This is a genomic window from Psychrobacter sp. CR212 (assembly GCF_059693765.1).
Genome location: NZ_JCATIF010000001.1, coordinates 626379 through 649212, shown reverse-complemented (window position 1 = coordinate 649212; position 22834 = coordinate 626379). Strand labels below are relative to the sequence as shown.

Annotated in this window: 20 protein-coding genes and 3 tRNA genes; 5 read left to right on the top strand and 18 right to left on the bottom strand. The window is 43.8% G+C overall.

What is annotated here, in order from left to right:
* Window positions 1-88: 88 nt before the first annotated feature.
* Window positions 89-2200, bottom strand: a complete 2112-nt coding sequence (gene uvrB, locus AC58CZ_RS02755; RefSeq protein ID WP_494223432.1) for an excinuclease ABC subunit UvrB — start codon at window positions 2198-2200, stop codon at window positions 89-91.
* A 455-nt stretch (window positions 2201-2655) separates the two neighbouring features.
* On the opposite strand from uvrB, the gene dps reads away from it, so the two are divergent.
* Window positions 2656-3138, top strand: a complete 483-nt coding sequence (gene dps, locus AC58CZ_RS02750; RefSeq protein WP_058025104.1) for a DNA starvation/stationary phase protection protein Dps — start codon at window positions 2656-2658, stop codon at window positions 3136-3138.
* 189 nt (window positions 3139-3327) lie between these two features.
* Here the strand turns inward: dps and AC58CZ_RS02745 are convergent, their stop codons facing one another.
* The 4 genes from AC58CZ_RS02745 to AC58CZ_RS02730 form a co-directional block, all read right to left on the bottom strand.
* Window positions 3328-4416, bottom strand: a complete 1089-nt coding sequence (locus AC58CZ_RS02745; protein WP_494223433.1) for a cation diffusion facilitator family transporter — start codon at window positions 4414-4416, stop codon at window positions 3328-3330.
* Window positions 4417-4587: 171 nt separating this feature from the next.
* Complete coding sequence (locus AC58CZ_RS02740; RefSeq protein WP_071001939.1) at window positions 4588-5139, bottom strand: acyl-CoA thioesterase; 552 nt, start codon at window positions 5137-5139, stop codon at window positions 4588-4590.
* A gap of 154 nt (window positions 5140-5293) precedes the next feature.
* Window positions 5294-5704, bottom strand: coding sequence for a DUF2177 family protein (locus tag AC58CZ_RS02735; RefSeq protein ID WP_071001940.1), 411 nt, complete (start codon window positions 5702-5704; stop codon window positions 5294-5296).
* Between the two features lie 39 nt (window positions 5705-5743).
* Window positions 5744-6631: a LysR family transcriptional regulator gene (locus AC58CZ_RS02730; protein ID WP_071001941.1), complete on the bottom strand. Its 888-nt coding sequence runs from the start codon at window positions 6629-6631 to the stop codon at window positions 5744-5746.
* 108 nt (window positions 6632-6739) lie between these two features.
* Here AC58CZ_RS02730 and AC58CZ_RS02725 point away from each other — a divergent pair, with 108 nt between their 5' ends.
* Complete coding sequence (locus tag AC58CZ_RS02725; protein ID WP_494223434.1) at window positions 6740-7912, top strand: MFS transporter; 1173 nt, start codon at window positions 6740-6742, stop codon at window positions 7910-7912.
* 116 nt (window positions 7913-8028) lie between these two features.
* On the opposite strand, the gene AC58CZ_RS02720 is transcribed toward AC58CZ_RS02725, so the two are convergent.
* From AC58CZ_RS02720 to AC58CZ_RS02705, 4 genes are all read right to left on the bottom strand, one after another.
* The gene (locus AC58CZ_RS02720; protein WP_494223435.1) at window positions 8029-9483 is read right to left on the bottom strand and encodes a class I SAM-dependent methyltransferase; all 1455 of its coding nucleotides are present in this window, start codon (window positions 9481-9483) and stop codon (window positions 8029-8031) included.
* 82 nt (window positions 9484-9565) lie between these two features.
* On the bottom strand, window positions 9566-10654 hold the full coding sequence (locus AC58CZ_RS02715; protein WP_494223436.1) for a DUF1365 family protein: 1089 nt from the start codon (window positions 10652-10654) through the stop codon (window positions 9566-9568).
* A 60-nt stretch (window positions 10655-10714) separates the two neighbouring features.
* Window positions 10715-12421, bottom strand: coding sequence for an FAD-dependent oxidoreductase (locus AC58CZ_RS02710; RefSeq protein WP_494223437.1), 1707 nt, complete (start codon window positions 12419-12421; stop codon window positions 10715-10717).
* A gap of 60 nt (window positions 12422-12481) precedes the next feature.
* Window positions 12482-13219: an SDR family NAD(P)-dependent oxidoreductase gene (locus AC58CZ_RS02705; RefSeq protein ID WP_093068775.1), complete on the bottom strand. Its 738-nt coding sequence runs from the start codon at window positions 13217-13219 to the stop codon at window positions 12482-12484.
* Between the two features lie 522 nt (window positions 13220-13741).
* Between AC58CZ_RS02705 and AC58CZ_RS02700 the strand changes: the two genes are divergently transcribed.
* A complete protein-coding gene (locus AC58CZ_RS02700) occupies window positions 13742-14944 on the top strand; it encodes a pyridoxal phosphate-dependent aminotransferase (protein WP_240366165.1) in 1203 nt (400 codons plus the stop codon).
* A gap of 258 nt (window positions 14945-15202) precedes the next feature.
* Window positions 15203-15278: transfer RNA gene (locus AC58CZ_RS02695), tRNA-Asn, on the top strand.
* A gap of 131 nt (window positions 15279-15409) precedes the next feature.
* Here AC58CZ_RS02695 and AC58CZ_RS02690 read toward each other — a convergent pair.
* The 9 genes from AC58CZ_RS02690 to msrB form a co-directional block, all read right to left on the bottom strand.
* Window positions 15410-16717, bottom strand: a complete 1308-nt coding sequence (locus AC58CZ_RS02690; RefSeq protein WP_071001947.1) for an arsenic transporter — start codon at window positions 16715-16717, stop codon at window positions 15410-15412.
* Between the two features lie 68 nt (window positions 16718-16785).
* Entirely contained in the window at window positions 16786-17559 is a 774-nt protein-coding gene (gene arsH, locus AC58CZ_RS02685; RefSeq protein WP_223333026.1) for an arsenical resistance protein ArsH, read from the bottom strand.
* Window positions 17546-17953, bottom strand: a complete 408-nt coding sequence (gene arsC, locus AC58CZ_RS02680) for an arsenate reductase (glutaredoxin) (protein ID WP_093068772.1) — start codon at window positions 17951-17953, stop codon at window positions 17546-17548. Before arsC ends, arsH begins: the two co-directional genes overlap by 14 nt.
* 48 nt (window positions 17954-18001) lie before the next feature.
* Window positions 18002-18364 carry an ArsR/SmtB family transcription factor gene (locus AC58CZ_RS02675; protein WP_093068769.1) on the bottom strand — a complete coding sequence of 121 codons (363 nt, stop codon included), beginning with the start codon at window positions 18362-18364 and terminating at the stop codon, window positions 18002-18004.
* Between the two features lie 222 nt (window positions 18365-18586).
* Complete coding sequence (locus tag AC58CZ_RS02670; RefSeq protein WP_197496725.1) at window positions 18587-18742, bottom strand: YrhK family protein; 156 nt, start codon at window positions 18740-18742, stop codon at window positions 18587-18589.
* A gap of 460 nt (window positions 18743-19202) precedes the next feature.
* Window positions 19203-19279, bottom strand: a tRNA-Asp gene (locus AC58CZ_RS02665).
* Between the two features lie 52 nt (window positions 19280-19331).
* Window positions 19332-19407: transfer RNA gene (locus tag AC58CZ_RS02660), tRNA-Val, on the bottom strand.
* A gap of 327 nt (window positions 19408-19734) precedes the next feature.
* Window positions 19735-20220 (bottom strand): glutathione peroxidase, encoded by a 486-nt coding sequence (locus AC58CZ_RS02655; protein ID WP_286708526.1) that lies wholly within the window; start codon window positions 20218-20220, stop codon window positions 19735-19737.
* 143 nt (window positions 20221-20363) lie between these two features.
* Entirely contained in the window at window positions 20364-20789 is a 426-nt protein-coding gene (gene msrB / locus AC58CZ_RS02650) for a peptide-methionine (R)-S-oxide reductase MsrB (RefSeq protein WP_058025889.1), read from the bottom strand.
* 399 nt (window positions 20790-21188) lie between these two features.
* On the opposite strand from msrB, the gene AC58CZ_RS02645 reads away from it, so the two are divergent.
* Window positions 21189-22832: an aminotransferase class I/II-fold pyridoxal phosphate-dependent enzyme gene (locus AC58CZ_RS02645; RefSeq protein ID WP_093068767.1), complete on the top strand. Its 1644-nt coding sequence runs from the start codon at window positions 21189-21191 to the stop codon at window positions 22830-22832.
* The last annotated feature ends 2 nt before the right edge of the window (window positions 22833-22834 follow it).

Genomic DNA, 22834 nt, shown 5'->3' with positions numbered 1-22834 from the left:
ATCTTTGTCAGCGTCCTCCTATCGAATAGACCAAAAAAATGAGGTGCTCAGTGCGCACCCCATTTTTTATATTATTTAATACAGACAATCAGATCAAATGCGCTTTAAGCTCCAGCACTTTATCGCGGGTCTTCGCCGCCTCTTCAAATTTCAAATCACGCGACATTTGCTGCATTTGCTTCTCAAGACGTTTGATTTCTTTAGCCAATAAATCAGGACTACGCAGGATATTGATATCCACATCAGGCAAATTGCTCTTGACTGGGATGGCCTGATTGTCATTGGCATCTAGGCTTTCGCCTGTATCAATCTTATCAGTGATGCTACGGCGCGCGCCTTTTGGCGTAATATTATGCTCAAGGTTAAAAGCAATCTGTTTGTCGCGGCGACGTTCTGTCTCATCTATCGCCTTTTGCATACTTGGAGTAATGTGATCTGCATAGAGAATGGCCTTGCCGTTCAAATGACGTGCTGCACGACCAATGGTCTGAATAAGTGAACGCTCAGAACGCAAAAACCCTTCTTTATCTGCATCGAATATCGCCACCAATGAGACCTCAGGCATATCCAAACCTTCGCGCAGCAAGTTGATGCCGACCAACACATCATGCTCACCAGTACGTAGCTCATGAATGATCTCCATACGCTCTACCGTATCGATATCTGAATGCAGATAGGCGACCTTGATACCATATTCTTTTAGATAGCTGGTCAAGTCCTCTGACATGCGCTTAGTCAGGGTGGTAATCAATACGCGCTCGTCTTTTTCACGGCGTTTGGTAATCTCAGACAGCACATCATCGACCTGTGTCAAGACCGGACGTATCTCGATCTCAGGATCAATCAGACCCGTTGGACGTACAACCTGCTCTACTACCTGCTCACTATGTTCAAGCTCATACAGCGCTGGCGTGGCACTGACATAAATGGTTTTGGGCTTAATGCGCTCCCATTCTTCAAACTTCATCGGGCGGTTGTTCATCGCACTTGGCAGACGAAAGCCATAGTTGACCAAGTTCTCTTTGCGTGATCTATCCCCTTTATACATTGCACCGATCTGAGAGACGGTCACGTGTGACTCATCGAGGAACAGCAGAGCATCTTCTGGAATGTAATCAAACAACGTCGGGGGCGCTTCCCCTGATGGACGACCAGAGAGATGCTGTGAGTAGTTTTCGATACCATTACAGTAGCCAAGCTGCTGAATCATCTCAAGATCATACTGAGTACGCTCTTTGAGACGCTGTGCTTCAATCAGCTTGTTGTTTTCACGAAAATACTCCAAACGCGACTCAAGCTCAGCGCGTATGGTTTCACTGGCCGCTTCTAACTTATTGCGCGGCGTCACATAATGTGATTTTGGATAAATGGTAATACGCGGCACACTACGTACGGTCTTGCCCGTTAACGGATCAAACCACGTGATTTTCTCCACTTCATTGTCAAACAAATGCACACGTACCGCCAGCTGCTCAGACTCAGCAGGATAGATATCTAGCAGTTCACCACGCAAACGATAAGTACCACGGCCAAAATCTAACTCGTTACGGGTGTATTGCATTTCAACCAAACGCTTAATAGTTGCGGTACGATCTATCTGATCACCAACCACTACGTGCAATAGCATTTTTAAATAACTTTCTGGATCACCCAAGCCATAAATACACGATACCGATGCGACGATAATCGCATCACGACGCTCAAGTAGTGCACGAGTGGCAGACAGACGCATTTGATCAATGTGATCATTGATGGCGCTGTCCTTTTCGATAAAGGTATCGCTAGCAGCGACATAGGCCTCTGGCTGATAGTAGTCATAGTAACTGACAAAATACTCAACCGCATTGTTCGGGAAAAACGACTTAAACTCGCCATATAGCTGCGCGGCAAGGGTCTTATTATGCGCCATGATGATGGTTGGGCGCTGACATTCAGAGATGACCTTAGCCATGGTATAAGTTTTACCAGAGCCCGTCACACCTAGCAATAGCTGTTCATCCATACCAGAGTCAATACCTTTGACCAGCTTTTCGATGGCTTGCGGCTGATCGCCTGCTGGCTCAAAATCGGTGACCATCTCAAAGGCACGGCTGGATATTTTCGTCCCAGACGCATTAACACCACTGATTTCAGCTTCGCCTTGGAGCTGAGCGGCCAATTGGTTTAACTGACGCGATGAGCGCGGTTCAGGCATTCTCATAGTAATTTTCTTCTTATTAAAGTTTATAACAATATGGAGTCTGAGCAGCGGTTTTTAAAGGCTTTTTAACGGATAATGACGAGTCCTATCTTATACATATTGCCATATTGCGCTACATAAAATATAAGTCTGTAAAGATACTATTTATCGATAAATAAACCTGCCGTTGTCATAAAAAACGCACACAGACTTTGATAAATTTACAAAGATTTTCATGGTTAACAAACCCGTTACACGACCACCTAACAAAGCCTAACACTGAGGGGTTCCAACATCGATTTAAGCTGCTATTATCGATCATGAATTAACAAGCAGGTGACTTATCAGCCGGTAGATAGAGATATTTCTGATATTTATTTTGGATTGATTGTCATCAGGTAAGAGTAAAAGACTAATAACAATACATTGAGATTTTCAGTCAATATAATAATTTTAAATAAATAACGGAGTAAAATATGAGAGAACGTTACGCAAGTGGAATTTCAGACGATACCGCAAAAAAAATGATTGATTTGCTAAACGCTAACTTAGCAAACGTTATTGATCTAACCCTAGATGGCAAACAGTGTCATTGGAACCTACAAGGTACTGGTTTCATCGGTGTGCATCAGTTGTTAGACGAAACATCAGATCGTATCCTTGAAGTATCAGATACTATTGCTGAGCGTATTGTGATTTTGGGTGGTCAACCAAATGGTCTGGCAAGTCGTGTGGTAAAAGAGTCTATCTTAGATGATTACCCAACTGATATTACTGAAGTAGATCAACACGTACGCGAGCTAACTAACCGCTACAAAAAAGTAGCAGAGGCATTAAGAGAAGCCATTGCTACTGCTGGCGACGCCGGTGATGAAGATACCGCCGACCTATTCACTGAAGCTAGTCGCATCATTGATAAAGATGCTTGGTTCATCGGTGCGAATGCGCCAAAGAAATAAGTATCCGTGAATTAGTGGGTATTTTAGACTCATAATTACGAATGAAAAAAGCCGTCATTATTGACGGCTTTTTTGTGTCTTACACTTTTTTGTGTCTTACACAATGAATGATGTATCGAATATTTAACAATCTACCTGCTGTCAATGAATGCGTCTACTGTATTTCCTTTTATTGACTTGCTTTATAGCTCAATTATCTTCTAATTTCAGAATATCAGCATTTGGTGCCGATAGTGTCAAAATTGCCTCTTGGAATACAGGGTTATCTCGGAACAAGTTTTCAATCTCCTCAAACTTTTGAGCGACATGTTCTTCTTTCTGATTGCCTGCGATATCCACTGCGGCGACCATAAAGATCTTTTTAGGACCAACCCACTCTAGGTGTAGATAGGACACACTATCGATATCTGGATGATTGAGCAGTTCGCTCAAGACGTATTCGTGCATACGGTCAGTGACTCTATACCCCACCAAAAAATCACGGTTACGGCTAATCAAAAATATCGCGACCACCCCCAGTAATAAGCCTACAATGATAGAACCAAGCGCATCCCAATAAGCCTCTCCAGTATAGGCATGCATGCCCATAGCGGCGGCGGCAACCACCAAGCCAATAACGGCAGCTAAATCCTCAAAAAACACACCGCGCAAAGTCGGATTGGAGGTATCTACCACATAGCCAAGCGCACTCACATCTAATGCTTCGCCGTGCTTTTTACTCTGTCTATAAGCCTGAACCAGCGAAAACCCCTCAAGCACAAAGGCGACTGCTAAAACGATAAAAGCAATCGTATAATTGGTCTCAGATTCAGTAGCGTTCCATTCCTTAATACCCGTATAAATAGACACAATCGAGCCTGCCGTAAATACACCAAAAGCAGCAATCATTGACCAGACATAGGATTCTTTGCCATAGCCTAATGGATGGCTCTTATCAGCAGGTTTAACAGATTTTTTTTCAGCGACAATGAGCAACGTACCATTGCCCGCATCCGCCCATGAATGAGCTGCTTCAGCAATCATGGAAGCAGATCCTGTCAAAAAGGCAGCCACGGTTTTTGCAATCGCGATAATGACATTGGCACCAACGGCAATCAATACCGTAATGAGCGAGCCTGAGTGCTCATCGTTGGTTTCAGGACTCTGATTTAGGACATGCTTTAACTCGGAATCATTTGGGGTTTGCAGACTGCTAGCACCGCGCGCACGATGACTCGGCACTTTAGAAGAAGCTGACGAATGATGTTGGGGATTACCAACGGATGGCTTTAGACTCATACTAAACTCACTGGAATAACATTTTGATAGTGAATATATTCACCATGGACGAATGGCTTGAAATACCTATCAGCTTAAAGTAAGCGCTTTACAATATCAGTGTCTTTTTAGTGAGTCGTTGTAGCGTAAGGCCGTTATATCATCAACATCTGATAACCAGATCTAGTGACTCTATTTGGCAATATCTTCAGGCTCGCCAAAATTTTGATTCAAGCTTTCAATATCACAACTGGGACGATGTGCGCTTTCCATACGCAGTTTTTTTCGCTCTATCGCTGCATCTGCTCGGCATTGCTGTAATTTATTCTTGATGACAAGCGGAGGGACAGGAGTTGGCTTGCCATTATCATCGATAGCAACCATTGTAAAATAGCAGCTATTGGTATGGCGCACGGTACGAGCACGCACATCTTCTGCCTCAACACGAATGCCAATCTCCATTGAGGTATTTCCCACATGATTGACACTGGCTGCAAAGGTTACTAATTCGCCCACATAAATAGGCTCACGAAACATAACTTGGTCCACGGACAATGTCACGACATAGCTACCACTATAACGACTGGCACAAGCGTAAGCGACCTGATCGAGCATCTTTAGCAAATCACCGCCATGGACATTACCGATAAAATTTGCCATATCAGGCGTCATCAATATCGACATATATAGTTCATGATTCAGTGGGGCTTTTTTGGCAGTCGAGCTGGTATTGTATTGCGGCATAACGTTCCTTAAATGGTTTGACACTTATTTGTTGTGCCTACCATTTATACAGTAGGACACCAAATAGCGCAAACAGCCCTGTGTCTCTAATCGGTCTAGGTTATGTAAATTAGAGCTATATAGGGCCAGCTTTTATGAATAAGGGCGATCTTGGTTAGCTCAACCAATGAAAACGATAAGCCAGCCAAGCGACAATCGCGCTGACTGACCCCGTTAAAACACCGCCCCATACAAAATCAACGAGCGCTGTATCTAGCGTAAAGCCCTTGTATAGTGCCAAGTTAGTAAAGTCATATGTACCGTAGGCCATTAGACCAATCAAACCACCAAGTAAGAAAATATGACCAACTGATGCACCTGCTTTGATTTGTGGATATAGAATCAATATGCAGAGTGCCAAGATATAAAACATATAAAAGATACCAGCGGCCATCATGTTAGGCTCATCCGCCAATAGATGACCGATGCGCGACTCATAAAAAGCCCCTTTCATGGTCGTCAGCCAAACAGCATCCACTCCTAGAAAGATAACCACCGCGGCAAGATAAATAAAAACGTAACCCATGATAATACCCCTTATAAAATGAATAAAAACGGATAAAACTTATAATGTCAGTCGTGGCTGAATAAAATCTAAAAATGCTAAAATACGCGATGATACGGCACTGTTTTTGTAATAGACCGCCTGTATGGATTCGCGATTGTTTGGTGTTACTATAGCCTCAGGCAACACCTCAACCAATCGTCCAGATTTCAAATCGTCACCAATCATAAAATTTGACAGTAAAGCGATACCTTGATGATTTAAACACAGCTGACGCAAAGTCTCGCCGCTACTGCCAGTCATATGAAAGTTCAGTTTCACTGGTGTTTTTAGTGGCCAGCTATTTAGCTTTGACGCATCGTTAAAGCCAATTAATTTATGAGTGCTTAAATCATTAATATGAGCTACTTCATTATGCTGATATAAATATTCAGGACTGACTACTAGCCGCAGCTGACTTTTACCCAATAGACGCGCATGCAAGTTTGAGTCTTTTAAATCGCCAATTCTGATAGCCAGATCCGTCTTATGCTCAAGCAAGTCGATGATATTGTCATGCGAGGTCAAATCAAGCGTAATATGCGGATACTGCTGCACAAACTCACCAACCAAAGGCGTCAGCTGATGCAATACAAACGGACTCGCAGCGTCAATTCGTAGATGCCCACTCGGCGCTTGTTTTAACAGCTTAATTGCCTCTTCACCGGTATATAACGTATTTAAACTCTCACGCGCATATCTAATAAAGACATGTCCTTCCTCCGTCAGCTCTAAGCGCCGTGTCGTTCTATTTAATAGCGTGCATTGCAGCGTATCTTCGAGTCTGGACACCGCACGAGACACTTTAGCGACTTGCTGATTCAGCAAGTTGGCAGCGCCAGTAAAACTGCCCGTATCCACTACGGTCAAAAATATCTCTATATCTTCTGTTTTAGCATGTCCCATCATCATGATGACCTTTACAAAATTAACAAAGGTATTTTGTCATTTGTGCTGTTTTTTGCAAACTATAAATCGGTCAAACTACGCGCATTATTTAATTATTAGGATGTCGTTATGCCACTCGCTTTATGGGCGCTTACTCTAAGCGCATTTGCAATTGGGACAACCGAATTTGTCATTGTTGGATTGGTACCAACTATTGCCACCGATTTGGGCGTGAGCTTGCCTTCAGCAGGGTTGCTCGTCAGCCTATATGCCGTTGGTGTCGCTATCGGTGCCCCTATCCTTACTGCACTCACTGGTCGCTGGAATCGTAAAATAGTACTGATGAGCCTAATGGGTCTGTTTGTCATCGGCAACTTGCTGGCTTGGCAAGCACCCAGTTATGAAACCTTAATACTTGCCCGTATCTTGACTGGTCTGGCACATGGTGTGTTTTTCTCTATTGGTTCCATGATAGCTACTAGCCTTGTCAGTAAAGAAAAAGAAGCCAGTGCAATTGCCATTATGTTTGCCGGACTCACTGTGGCGCTCGTCACTGGCGTCCCCCTTGGTACATGGATTGGACAGCATTTCGGTTGGCGCGCTACGTTTTTGGTCGTCTCAGCACTGGGTTTAATCGCTTTAATTGGTAGCGCTATATTAGTACCAAAAAACCTAAAAAAATCTATCCCTGCAACCTTCAAAGAGCAATTACAAGTCATTGTAAAACCGCAATTACTACTGGTCTATTTAATGACTATTCTCGGCTATGGCGGTACGTTTACGGCATTTACCTACCTAGCACCTATCTTAGAACAACAAACCAAATTTGCGCCATCAGCCATCGGTATTATCATGCTAGTATATGGCGTGTCCGTTGCTATCGGTAATATCTGGGGCGGCAAACTTGCAGATAAACGTGGCCCTATTAGTGCGCTTAGCATTATATTTAGCGCCTTAAGCATTATTCTTTTATTATTCACCTTTACTATGCAATCCAAGATCGCTGCTGTACTCACTATTTTGGTATGGGGTGCGTTTGCCTTTGGTAATGTACCGGGCCTACAAATCTACGTGGTCAAACAAGCTGAAAAATATACACCGAACGCTGTCGATGTCGCTTCTGGATTGAACATTGCTGCATTTAATATCGGTATTGCACTGGGCTCAGTCATCGGTGGTAGCGTGGTTGAAAATATGTCACTGCAAGATACAGCTTGGATCGGCGCTGTCATCTCTTTAATGGCATTAGCGGTCACACGCTATTCAGGTCTGCGTGATAAGCGTGGCCTGCAAGCATCATAGAACCTTTCAATGTAAAACTTCTCAATATACAACCTCTCAACATAAGGGTCTCAAACTGTTTATGCAGTATGAGACCATATAAGTGTTATGAAAAAGCCGTATCTATATCACTTAACTTATACTGTCGCTGTGTCTGCCATATCTGCGTCATGAAAGGCCGTCTCATCATTCGAAACCGTTTCGTTTTTTAAGACCGCACTTGGTAAATCGGAAAAATGCAGCGTGTCAATATTGTTAGGCTTCACCGCAGTGACTTGAACCACACCGATGGTACGCTCCAAGAATCCCCCTTCGCAGTAACAAAAATAAAACGCCCATAGGCGGATAAAGGCATCGTCATAGCCAAGCGCCTGAATCTCTGCTCGCTGTGCCATAAATGCAGCACGCCAATCACGCAGCGTATATGCATAATCAAAGCCATAATCATGTAGTTGCTTGATGACCATGTCAGTCTGCTCAGTAAACTGTGTCGTCAGCTCTTGGTTGGATAGCAGACAGCCCCCTGGAAAAATATGCGTTTGGATAAAATCAACCGAATCGATATAGTCTTGATAATTCTGATCGTTAAAGGTAATCGCTTGCAGCACCATGAGACCGGTCGGTTTTAGCAAGCTATTACATTTAGCAAAGAACGTCGGTAAGTACTCATGTCCCACCGCCTCAATCATCTCGATACTGACCAGCTTGTCGTATTGCCCCGTCAACTCGCGGTAATCTTGCTTAAGAAGCGTGACCTTATCAGACAATCCTGCCGCTTCCACTCGTCTCTGCGCCTCATCATACTGGGCATCAGAGATAGTCGTGGTGGTCACATGGCAGCCATAATGGGTAGCTGCATAGATAGCAAAACCACCCCAGCCCGTACCAATCTCAATGACACTATCATCAGCACTCAGCTGTAATCGCTGACATATGAGCGACAGTTTGTGCTGCTGAGCATCGCTAAGCGTCACGTCAGGCGTCAGATATACGGCTGACGAGTACATCATCGTATCATCCAAAAAACGCTGATACATATCATTGCCCAAGTCATAATGCGCTAGGATATTGGATTTAGAACCAGATTTGTCGTTACCACGTAGCTGATGCTTTGCTTTCTCAAATGCTTTACTAACGCCCGCAAAACGGTTTTCTAATTTATTAAGCACTTCAAGGTTGCGTGCTGCCAAACGGATCAGGCCCGTCAAATCATCCGTGTCCCATTCGCCATCGATATAACTGTCTGCCAAAGCGATAGAGCCACCAAGCAGCAGTTGACGATAAACCGCACTATCATGAATCTCTAACGTGACGTTTAGAGAATGTCGACCTACTGCTGAACTACTTGCTACCTGAGGAGTGACTTTGCCAAAGCTAGTTGTCTTTGCTGTTTGCTCACCAAAGGTCTCAATCAAAGTAAGACCGCCAAACTGGATGTGCTGTAATGCGCGAAATATCAGTTTACGAGCAATATGATTCACGCCGTCACTTACTGGTTGTAGTACGGCACTTTCGTTAACCACTCTACTCATGCGAGCGGTTAATTTCTCTAATTTTGTCACTGGTGCTCGGTCGGTCGGTCGTACTGACATCGTATGGTTGTCCTTGTCTAGGTTCTTTTATTTTGAAACTGACTATATAAAATGTGTTGCTGATTTTTGGATTTCTAGATTATCAATCGTTTAAAGTTTCGCTTTTTAAAGAGGCAGATGTTTTCTGATCACTGTCGGCTAGTTTTTCATCATAATTGATATAAGGCACTTTTTTGATCGCATAGAGTTTAAAGGCTTGCCCATAAATACGTGCTAACGAGGTCATGTTCATCAATGGGTTTTTTCGCAAGCTATTGCAAACGGTGGTTTCTGTCAGCGGCACCCCTGATATCTTTACACCCGTTTTTAGGACCTCACCGCGCTCATCACTGATATCAATAGCGATACGAACTTGCAAGCCTGTGCTTGACTGCTTATCTACCGTATGTTGTTGTGTACGTTTTACCGTCACCTGCCAGCGATATAGCTGATCGATAGGATTAAAAGGTGACACATGAAAGTCCTTGTCATGACAAAACTCAGTCTCTTCTCCTTCTAACAAAAACCCATAGTAATGACGCTTGTCCCATGGTGTATTGGATACTTCAGCCAATAAGTGCGTCGGCGTCTGCTGCTCATTAAACCCTAGGTAAAAATTGACTGGGCTAAAATACATACCTGCATTACGGCATACGAGTAATCCCACCATATCTCCTGTAGGACTGCTACCTGCATGTTTGATAAATGCTTGGCTCAGACGCTGCTCTAGTGCTTGATTAGACGGTAGGTCATTATCAATATCTTCGTTGCTATTTATGCTCTCATTGTCACTTATGCTCTCATTGTCATTTAGGCTCTCATTACTACTTAGGCTATTGAAACCCTCTAGATAATCATTAGGGCAAAATTGTTGTAGCGCCTTTGTCTTAGCTGAAAATAAAGGCAATCCCTTTGCCAGTAACTTCTTTGGTAATATCTTGCTCAGGTGTGACTCGCCTAAAACCTTATGCTCACCAAAAGCTGCCGTGTTTACTTCTGGCAGTGCCTGTCCTGCCGCCAATGCACCGATATTGATGCCCCAATAGCGATACGGATAAACAAAATTATTCACACTAGGTAGCAAACGGCTATGCCATGTCGTGCCCTCAAGCAATTGATGCGCTAATGCAGTAGTATCACAAGCTAGCTCATGACGTAACATATCATTAGTAGGTTTGGTGGACACGGTCATAGACACTCTCTTCGGTAAAGGCACATGATGATAGAACAATTTGCAATATTGCTCGCAAAGCTATTTGGCTTTACGGCGAGCAAATAAACCACGTTTTTTATTTTGATTATTATCATCAGCCGCACTCTGTAAGCGCTCAGCATACTCAACCAACTCCTGATTGGTGGTCGCAGTGTTAATCTGACGCTTATCAAGTTTGCGTGCCTTTGTGTCAGCTTTTACCGGCAAGTCCTTATAACGAAACGGCATATGTACGCTATCCGCAGCAGGCAAATGCGCTGGATCAACCTCGTCTTTTATATCGATATCATGGCCGAGCGCCTGACACACACGTAGACCGCTGCGTACGCCATCTTCATGAAAGCCATTAAACCAATATGCCCCGCAAAAATGCGTATGCAACCCTGTGCCAGAGATACTTGACCATTTGGTTTGCGCCTCAATCATTTTTAGATCGAACACTGGATGGCTATAATCAATGCTTTTGACGATTTGCTGATCATCTATCTCATGATTCAATGTGACCAAATAATTATGCTTCTTGGTCAGACGTTGCAAGATATTCATATGATACGTTAGCACGGGTTTTGCAGGTGCTTGTGTATTTACGCTAGCTTGATTCTTATCTGTCACATTGTCTGAAGGTTTTTCATCAATAAGGTAATTCCAGCTTGCCCATGCCAGTGGCTTCTTGGGTAAGACGCTCGTATCGGTATGCAATACAGCCGTGTTTTCGGTGAAGCGGAAGTGACTCAGCACCTCAGTTTCAGTGGTACTGGCATCTGTTAGAATCTTCAGTGCGGTGTCTGCATGACAGGCAAAAACAACCTCGTCAAATACAAGGTTCTCGATGTTGTTAGCATCACCTTTGTTCTGAACCGTCAACAGCACTTTCTCACCATCACGTGTCACAGACTGTACTGGACTATTGACTCGCACTTTGCCACCCGCTTTGATAAAGCGTGGAATCAGTTTATTAACGTATTGTTTTGAGCCGCCTTTAATCGTGAACCACTGCGGACGATTGACCACATCGAGCAAGCCATGATTGTCAAAAAATTGCGCAAAAAACACCAGTGGGAAATCTTGCACCTCATCCAGACTGGTTGACCAAATGGCAGATACCATGGGCAGCAGATAGTTATCAGTAAACAGCTGACCATAGTTTTGTTGAGCCAAGTAATTACCTAGCGTCTGCTCAGTAAATCCGCTAATGTCTTGCCCCGCAGCACGCGCACTATCATACTCTTGACGGAGCTGCTTAATGTGTTTATTAAACTGCAAGATATCTTTGATAAACTGCCAGAACTTTGGATTGAGTACGTTTTTGCGCTGCGATAATAAGGTGTTGAGCGTATGCCCATTGTATTCAAAACGACGTGCGGTATTTTTGACCGAAAAGCTCATATCCGTCGCCTGAAATGGCACTTGCAGATCGTGGAGCAAACGGAAGAAATTGGGATAAGTACGCTCATTAAAAACAATAAAACCGGTATCTATGGCGCTACTCTCTACGTTACTAGTCTTTGCTTTTTTGCCGTCCTGTAGTGCCACATCAATGGTATTTACATGCCCGCCGATATAATCATTGGCCTCAAAAACGGTCACCTCATGTTGCGCGCCTAAATAATGCGCACAGGTCAGTCCTGACACACCCGAGCCAATAATGGCGATACGTTTTTGCGCTGCCTGATGGTCAGCATTTTTGGCATCATTGCTGTCCGTAGTTTTTTGGTTATTTGCACGCTTGAAACGAATAAACGGCATAAAAGCATTCCCTGTTATATTTTTGCGGTTGTTATCGTGGATGATCTGCTTATCAGTAAGTTATTTCTTATTGAGTTTCTCACTCACTTGCTGCCAGACCAAATCAGGCAATGTGCCCAATGCTTTTAGTGGCATCGTTAATTTTTTGGGGAACTCAATAACCTCGTGCCCGCTTTCTATGCCATCACGGATGGCTTGACTGGCCTGCTTTGGCGTCTGGATAAACGGCATAGGAAAATCATTTTGCTCAGTCATTGGCGTTTCAACAAAACCCGGTACGACCAAGCTCACCGACACATCGTGTGGTGCGAGGCTAATCTGTAATGTTTTCATCAGATAATGGATAGCAGCTTTTGAGCTACCATAAGCTTCAGCACGGGCAAACGGCACGTAAGCAGACGCTGAACCGATACCGACTAGGCGACCTTTAGACGCAATGAGCTTTGGCAATACGCCTTCGATGGCATGAGACAACGTACCCATATTGACTGACATCACTTTCATAAATACCTCGCTATCGAAGTTTGGCATATCTAAATACTCACACATGCCAGCACCGCAAATCGCCAAATCAATGGTGTCGACTTTTTCAAACGCTGCAATGACTTTTTCACGATCCATCAGGTCCAAATCAATCGTCTCTGCGCCGAGCGATTTTAGCTCAGCCAGCGCCTCGTCATCACGGCCGACAGCATACACGGTATGGCCCTCTAGCAGATAATCCTTGGTCAATTGATTGCCAATACCAGAGGTCGCACCAGTAATAAGAATGTGTTGTTTTTCAGCAGAATCTGTCATCGTGAATATCCTTTTTAAATGTTCTTATAATATGAAAAGCGTATCGCTCAACAAAGAGCTGAATAGAGCTGTTTTTAAATTCGGATGCAAGCTTTCATCTGAGCGTATTTGTGCTCTGTTATATGGCTTGTTTTTATTAACCTATACGCCATCTTATTTAACAAACCTAAATAGTTATAGTAGTCGGCTATAGGTTTATTGTTGTGTCTTCGCAATTGCCACAACGAAACCATCTTATCTTTGCTGTGGTCTTCATATTTATACAGTGAGTCATGCTAAAAGACAGTCCGCAATGTTTTGTTATCGGGGTAATAAGACAGCGCTATATCAGCATGCTACAATATTAAAATAGCCGCGCAGACATGGATGAGCGTCTCATTTATGATCGAATTGTGGCTATCTTCACGACAAGATGAGGTGATTGTCTAAACTGCCCGATATCTTGTCCTGATAGTGATAAAAGCGTTATATAATTAATATCGATTTTTACCAATCCCACTCCCATATAAAAAAGGATCTCTCATGAGCGAGTTGCAACTGTCTGACCGCGTCAATAGCATCAAACCCTCTCCTACGCTAGCGATTACTAATAAAGCAAAAGAACTAAAAGCAGCTGGCAAAGACATTATCGGTTTGGGTGCAGGCGAGCCTGATTTTGATACCCCTGACCACATCAAAAAAGCAGCAATCGATGCCATCAATAATGGCTTCACCAAATACACCGCTGTTGATGGTACGCCAGAACTCAAAAAAGCCATCATAGAGAAATTCAAGCGCGACAATGACATCAGCTATGAGCCAAACGAAATCCTAGTATCGGTCGGTGGTAAGCAGTCATTCTTTAACCTTGCCCAAGCGTTTATCAATCCTGGCGACGAAGTCATCATCCCAGCACCATACTGGGTGAGCTATCCTGATATGGTTATCATCGCAGAAGGCGTACCAGTCATCGTAAAATGCCCCGCTGAGCAAGATTTCAAAATCACCGCTGAGCAGCTAGAAGACGCCATCACTGAAAAAACCAAACTGTTGGTATTGAACAGCCCTTCTAACCCGACTGGTATGATTTATACCTTGGATGAGCTAAAAGCCATCGCTGAAGTATTGAAAAAGCATCCACACGTGTATGTGGCATCAGACGACATGTACGAGCACATCCGCTGGACGGGTGATAAGTTCTACAATATCCTCAATGCCGCGCCTGAGCTAAAAGACCGTGCCATTATCCTAAACGGTGTGTCTAAAGCCTATGCGATGACAGGCTGGCGTATTGGCTATGCTGGTGGCCCTGCCAAACTCATCGGCGCGATGAAAAAAGTACAGTCACAGTCTACTTCATGCCCAACCTCCATCAGCCAAGTGGCTGCAGAAGCAGCCATCAGTGGCGATCAGAGCGTACTTGAGCCAATGGTAGCGGCATTTGAGAAGCGCTGCGACCTAGTCGTTAATGGTCTAAACGCCATCAAAGGGATCACTTGCTTGCGCCCTGACGGTGCGTTCTACGTGTATCCTGAAATCAAGCCACTCATCAAAGCCGCTGGCCTATCATCATGTACTGAGTTTTCAGCATGGTTACTAGAAAAAGTCGGTGTCGCGGTCGTACCTGGTGATGCTTTCGGTCTTGGTGGCTATATGCGTATCTCTTACGCGACTGATGAAGCCACATTGCAAGATGCCTTGTCACGTATCGAAAAAGCCATTGCTGACTTGGACGTTGCCGAATAAGTCACAAAGCATCGTTAGCCTTACAAGTGCTTTAACAAAAAAGACGCCGCGTCGTTTCTATGCGGCGTCTTTTTTATGGTTGTTTTTGCTATTTATCCGTAAAAGCCCTCTCCCTCATCATTAAAGTGATATTTTTTACGAGTTATGAAAAAAAACGCTTGACGTATTTTTTATCTTTGCTAGAATACGCCCCACTTAGCAAGAACTCGTTAGAGACTTCTAAGGCTCGTTGTAAGCGATTAGTTACTTACAACCTATTCTCCAATAGCTCAGTTGGTAGAGCAACGGACTGTTAATCCGTGTGTCCCTGGTTCGAGCCCAGGTTGGAGAGCCACATTTTAGTAGTAAACCTTTTGAGTCACTATAGATTCAATTATGGCATTTGCCAAAACCCCCATCAGTTTGATGGGGGTTTTTTTATGGCTTGTATTTGAAAGCAACTCTGCACTGACTCTACTGTCTTAATTAGCTTGGCAGCATAGGCAGCCAAACAACCAAGGCCAAAAGCGTCACTAGTAACACAGGAGGCGTAATCAGCAGGCCTATTTTTATATATTGTCCCCAGCTAATTTTGTAGTTTTTTTCTGCCAATACATGCAACCATAATAACGTCGCAAGACTGCCAATCGGTGTAAACTTAGGGCCCAAATCGTTGCCGATTACATTGGCATAAATCATCAGTTCTCGCGTCGCAGCGGGCACTTGCGCCTGATCAATCGCGAGCGCACCGACCAAAGTCGCTGGCATATTATTCATGATAGACGCGACAATGGCAGATAAAAACCCAGTCCCTACTGTGGCAATGACTGCGCCCTGCCCTCCTAGCCAGTTAAGCACGCGCGCGCCATAGGCGGTAAGACCTGCATTGCCCAAGCCATACACCACCAAATACATACCAATCGAAAACAGGACGATTTGCCAAGGAGCTTTGCGTACGACATCACTGACAGAAATCACCGCGCCGCGTCCGCCTTGCCACAAACGACCAGCGATGGCCATTAGCAACAATGCGATAGCGCCAGTGACAAGTGAAATAGGTAACCCTAGCGGCTCGGTCGCAAAATAAGCAACCAGTAGCAAACCCAACAATGGAAAAGCGGCGCGAAAGACCAATGGATCGGTAATAGCGGATGCAGGGGCACTTAGATTATCGACTGGATAGTGCTTAGGAATATGACGGGCATAGACCATCCACAATACCAGTAGCGTCGCCAATACGGACACAATATTCACGGGCACCATAACTGCCGCATAACGCCCAAAACCAATATCAAAATAATTGGCGCTAACGATATTAACTAAATTTGAGGTGACCAAGGGCAGACTTGCTGTATCAGCGATAAAACCCGTCGCGATGATAAAAGCTAAAGCGGAAGGTGGTGCAAAATTTAGGCGCAGCAAGATCGCAATCACAATGGGCGTCAGTAATAGCGCCGCCCCATCATTGGCAAAAAACGCAGAAATAAACGCACCCAATATAACAATCATCGGAAACAGCAGTCGCCCTTGCCCATTGCCAAGGCGTGCCACATGCAGCGCTGCCCAACCAAAAAATCCTGCTCTATCCAAGATAAGCGAGATGATGATCAGCGCCACAAAAGTAAAGGTCGCATCCCAAACAATATCCCACACGATACCGACATCTGATAGCTGCACGACGCCAAGCGCTAACGCGACCAAGGCGCCGCCCATCGCACTCCAACCGATACCCAACCCTTTCGGTTGCCATATTACCAGCACCAGAGTGACAACAAAAATAGCGAACGCAAGCATGGCACAGCCTTACTTAAATAATAATGTTAATGTGATTGTATTGGGGTAACAGTCTTAGCGTATCCGTATCAAAGCGACTTTTGATTGACGCGGTTCGATACTTCTTCAGCGCTCTCGACGCGTTCTGAATAGCGATCGGTAAGATACGCTGAGCGTCCGCGGGTAAGCCAAGTAAATTTCACCAACTCTTCGCAGACATCGACAAGACGCAGATATAACGGCGACATATCCATGCGATTGTTATCGTTAAATTCTAAAAAGGCTTTGGGTATAGAGGACTGATTAGGGATAGTGATCATCCGCATCCAACGTCCAAGAATACGCATCTGATTGACCGTATTAAAGCTTTGACTGCCGCCACTGACTTGCATTAGTGCTAAGGTTTTACCCTGTGTTGGACGCACGCCACCCAAAGACAGCGGAATCCAATCGATTTGCGCTTTCATGATACTGGTGATACTGCCATGACGCTCTGGACTCACCCAAAGCATCCCTTCTGACCACTGCGCCAACTCTCGTAGCTCTTGCACTTTTGGATGATCTGAATCTACATCGTCAGGCAGTGGCAAGCCTGATGGGTCAAACATCCGCACCTCACAACCATACCAGCGTAACAGTCGGCTCGACTCTTCCGCGGCCAATCTAGAGAATGAGCGCGCGCGGACAGAGCCGTACAACACCAATATTTTGGGCGCATGACGTGGGTCATTAGGCGCGATCAACGACTCAATGTCGATTGGTTGAATATTGTCGACATCGATATTGGGTAAATCGTCAAAGCTAGAATTTGCTGAAGCAGTAGACTCCGTTATTGATGCTGGTTCGGCCTTAGTGTTTGCCATGATAAATGACCTCTCCATCTTCTTTTGTGAAGCTACTGACAGGGTTTGCTAGCAGTTCAAACACGCGCTCTGAAGGACGACATAAGGCCGCACCTTTATCAGTCACCACGATCGGACGATTGATCAAAATAGGATGCGCGATCATGGCATCGATGATGTGATCATCAGAGAGCTCAGGGTTGTCTAGGCCAAGCTCATCATTAACCACCTCTTTACTTCTTAGCAACTCTCTTGGAGAGATTTGCATTTGGGCTAATAACTCAACTAAGCGTGCTCGTGTTGGTGGGTTTTTTAGATATTCCACCACTTCTGGCGTCTCTCCTGATGCTTTCATAATGGCAAGTGTGTTGCGAGAGGTTCCACAATTAGGGTTATGCAAAATTAAAGGTTTCATCGTCATCTTACCTATTTTATCAGTATGTTTATTGAATCGATTATTGGTTTAATGATTATCTTGCTCAGCAGACTCATTTACCCTGCATCCACTTAAACTGTCGATGAGTGAGGCACACAATTCTGGATGGCCTGCACAGCAGTCTTGTAATAAAAATTGAATGACGCTATCCATATGTGAGAGCGACGCCCGATAGATAATTTGCCGACTCTGTCGCTGTGAGACCACCCACCCTGCTCTTGACAGCACTGCTAGATGCGCCGACATGGTATTGTGCGGCACAGAGAGCTGACGGGCTACCTCACCCGCAGGGAGTCCTTCAGGCTCGTGGCTGACCAGCAACCTAAAAGCCTTTAGACGAGTGTCTTGAGAAAGTGCTGCAAAGCTTGCAGTAGCATTAGTTATTTCCATATGTCCAATAATATAGACATATGGAAATAATTCAATGATTTTTGGATGAAATTTTTTCTTTTGGAAGTATCAAAGAACACTCACTATCGTTCAATGAGCCAAACTACTTCTAGCACTAGTGGCTATTATCCTTGGGAGTAATACTGGATAAATTGATTGTATTTGTATTTATAGTTACAGCTTATGGGTTATAACAAGCGCGGTATTACCTAACGCTATAACTTACCGCTGATTTGATAGGTTGTATACTCGACCGACATGAATCAAGCTGATCAGCTTGATCAGTGGCTTTATAAGTAGCTGTGCACTACCAAGAATAAACAGCCACGTCCCATCTGTGGTGAGCGACTCTTTTAAAAAGAAAGACCTACCAATCAAAAACTAAATAGCGATAAGTAAATCATTGACTGCGCCCAACGCATCGTAACGTCGCTGTATCACAATATGATCTTGTCCAACCCCTAAATCTAGCTTTTTACTATCACTCAAAATGCATCCCTTATATATCTATATTTATTAGGCAAACAGATATATCAGGCTGCAAATGCCGCTGTCAACAGAAGGCGCTGTAAGGCGTACGAAAATAAAGAGATTAATACCTGCTATGGCTTATTTATCCAATAATTTTAAGACTAATTTTTACTTATATTACATATTACTGAAAATAGTGGCAAAAAGGATTTTCGATTGATGATCGTGCTATCGTGGGTGGCTCATCTGCAATATACCAAAATATGATGACATTAAGCAAAAACACCTAAACACAAAAAAACCCCAAGTAAACTAATACTTGAGGCGAAACTTGCTTAAACTTTACAGTCTAAATTCGTTTTAAATATGGCGCAGCGGACGGGACTCGAACCCGCGACCCCCGGCGTGACAGGCCGGTATTCTAACCAACTGAACTACCGCTGCTTAGGTCGTCTTAGCTTCTTGCTCTTATTTAAAGAGCCCACTTGCTAAAAAGTGGTGGGTGATGACGGATTCGAACCGCCGACATTCTGCGTGTAAGGCAGACGCTCTACCAACTGAGCTAATCACCCTGAGAACCGTTAAAAAATTGCACTGCAATTTTAGGTTCGCAAGAGAAAATTCCTTAAAGGGAATTTTCTGAAGCTTTTAAAGCAATCAAGCTTTTCAACTTCTAAAGCTATCATCAGCTGTCACACTCAATGTTAACTTAATCAGCTGGGCTTATCTAAGTAAGTCCTCTTGCTGTGGGTGTGTATTATATAGATTTACACTTGGCTGTCAAACGCTATTTTTCAATTTTTTAAATATTTTTCAATTTTATATCGAAATTTTTAGCAAGCATATGTTTTTATTGATTTTATATTTTCATAAAAAATCATTTTTTTTAGACTCGATACTTACTTATTGGTTAATGCTTGCTCAATGTCTTTTTTGATGGCATCTGGCTTGGTCGTTGGCGCATAACGATCGATGACCTGCCCTTTGCTATCGATTAAAAACTTGGTGAAATTCCATTTGATGCCATCTGTCAGTAGGCCACCTTTTTGGTCTTTAAGCCAGTCATAGATAGGATGAGCGTCTGCGCCATTGACATCAATTTTCGCCATCATAGGAAAGCTGACACCATAGTTTTTTTGACAAAACGCGCCGATCTCGTCATTGCTACCGGGATCTTGGCTGCCAAATTGATTACAAGGAAAGCCGATAACGACTAGCCCTTGATCTTTGTATTGTTGATATAACGATTCTAACCCTTCGAACTGCGGAGTGAATCCACATTTGCTTGCCGTATTAACGATTAGCAATACTTTATCTTTATACTCGGAAAACGCTTGCGAGCTGCCATCGATACGCTCAGCGGTAAAGTCATAAATAGTACTCATCATCTATCCTTAAATTGAGAATTTTATTATTTTGATTATTTGTTTCAATAACGCCGTTTTCTTTATCACATGAATATTAGAAACCCTTGAAAAGGAAGCACTCTGTACTTCCCCTCTCACACTTCTAAAATCAGATAAAGGACTTACTTCTCAGATTTATCCAAATCAATAGATACTGAGTTGATACAATAGCGCATACCTGTCGTCTCACGTGGACCATCAGGGAACACGTGCCCTAAATGTGCACCGCAGTTGCTACAGGTGACTTCGGTACGAATCATACCCAATGAGTTGTCAACATGCTCGTCTATCGCGCTGTTATCAATCCCTTGATCGAAACTTGGCCAACCACAACCCGCATCAAACTTGTTGCTTGAATCAAACAAACTGGCACCGCAGCCTTTGCAGCGATAAACACCATCATCAGTTGCATCGTTATAAACGCCTGTAAATGGACGCTCTGTGCCCTTTTCACGCATCACATGATACTCGTCAGCGCTCAAACGCTCTTTCCAGTCAGCTTCGGTCAATTGGCTGATTTCTTCTTTACTCAATTGATTGTCTTGCATAATGTACCCTTATTCGATTATTTATTATTGATAACTATTTTATCGCCATATTATTATAAAAACGATGGGTTATATGTGAAGGTTCACAACTCACTATTCAAGGCATATTTAAAAAGAGTACTGCCAATGCTAGGTGATTTACAGTGCTTTGGGCAGCACCCTTCTAATAAAATACAGTCAATAATATTCGCTTATCTATAGATGTGAGCAAGATATGAGCATCCAGCAAAGAGGAAAAGACACAATATTGCAAGTTATTCTTGCATTTTATAAAAAGCGTTTCTATCTCTTGCAATATTTTTTGTAATGCAATAATATCTTGCATTGGTAAGTTATGAAAAAATATTCAATTTTGTATCATCTATACACGTTCACTGATTGATAAAGGCTCAAATAACAATGTCCGATAGCAATAGTAAAAGCACGCAAGCAGAGCGGCTAGTACAGCTACGCCGAGACAAAGGATTTACCGCAGAGCAGCTAGCACAGGCAATGACAGCCGCTGGTGCAAAGGTCAGTCGCGGCGCTATCTCCAACTGGGAGCGCGGCACTAATGGTATTGTCTCATCTAAGCTACCGACACTGGCTCGTATTTTAGGCTGTAGCGAAGGCTATCTCTTGCGCGGTGATCTTCAAAGTGAAGATACTAGTATGCTTTTATCCGAAGACAACTATTTATCTCAAAGTATGGATTTAGAGACAGCTCACGCTTCAGCTAGCCCATCAGACAATGGGGCAGCTAAGACTCAGCTTGAGACTTTTCCCGACACCGATAAACATTCACAAACCTACCCGACAAAGGGTCACGCTATGAACACCATAAAAAAATCCGATAAATTACAAAACGTCTGCTACGACATTCGCGGCCCCCTACTCCAAACTGCCAATAAAATGGAAGCAGAGGGTAAGCGCATACTGAAGCTAAATGTAGGCAATCCAGCGCCGTTTGGTCTAGAAGCGCCTCATGAAATCTTGCGTGACGTGGCGATGAATTTATCTGAGGCAACGGGTTATTCGGACTCACAAGGGATTTTTTCGGCGCGCAAAGCCATTTTGCAATATTACCAGTCTAAAGGCCTCTTATCAGCAGTTGATGTGCGTGACGTCTATCTGGGTAATGGTGTGTCTGAGTTGATTGTCATGACCATGCAAGCGCTAATGAACGATGGCGATGAAGTCCTGATTCCGATGCCAGATTACCCACTTTGGACAGCAGCGGCTAACCTCGCTGGCGGCACCGCTGTGCATTATCGCTGTAATGAAGCAGACAACTGGCATCCTGATGTTGAGGATATTAAATCTAAAATCACTAGCAAAACAAAGGGCATCGTGGTTATCAACCCCAATAACCCGACAGGCTCCCTTTATAGCGATGAGTTATTAAAACAAATTATCGAAGTTGCTAAAGAGCACAACTTAATCATCATGGCGGACGAGATTTACGATCGTATTCTCTATGATGATAATGTACATACACCGATGAGCACCTTGACCGATGAAGTACTGGTACTCTCATACAATGGCTTGTCAAAGTCACACCGTATTGCCGGATTTCGCTCAGGCTGGATGATGGTGTCTGGACGCAAACAACACGCGACTGACTTTATTGAAGGCTTGGATATGCTGGCATCCATGCGCCTTTGCTCGAATGTTCAAGGACAGTATGCCATCCAAACAGCGATGGGCGGTCATCAGAGTATGCAAGACTTGACCTCCGAAACAGGTCGCCTATATAAACAGCGCGAAATGGCGGTTTCACGTCTCAATGCGATTAAAGGCATTTCTTGTACCATGCCGCAAGGTGCGTTTTACTGTTTTCCAAAAATGGATCCAGAGGTTTACCCTATCACGGATGATATGGACTTTATGATGGACTTACTCGTCGAAGAAAACGTGTTGATGGTGCAAGGCACAGGCTTCAACTGGGACAAACCCGATCATTTTCGTTTGGTCTTTTTGCCTAACTTGCTTGATTTAGAAAATGCGATGGATAGATTGGACCGATTTTTTGCAAAAAAACGCCAGCAGTTTGGCACTGAGTAAAT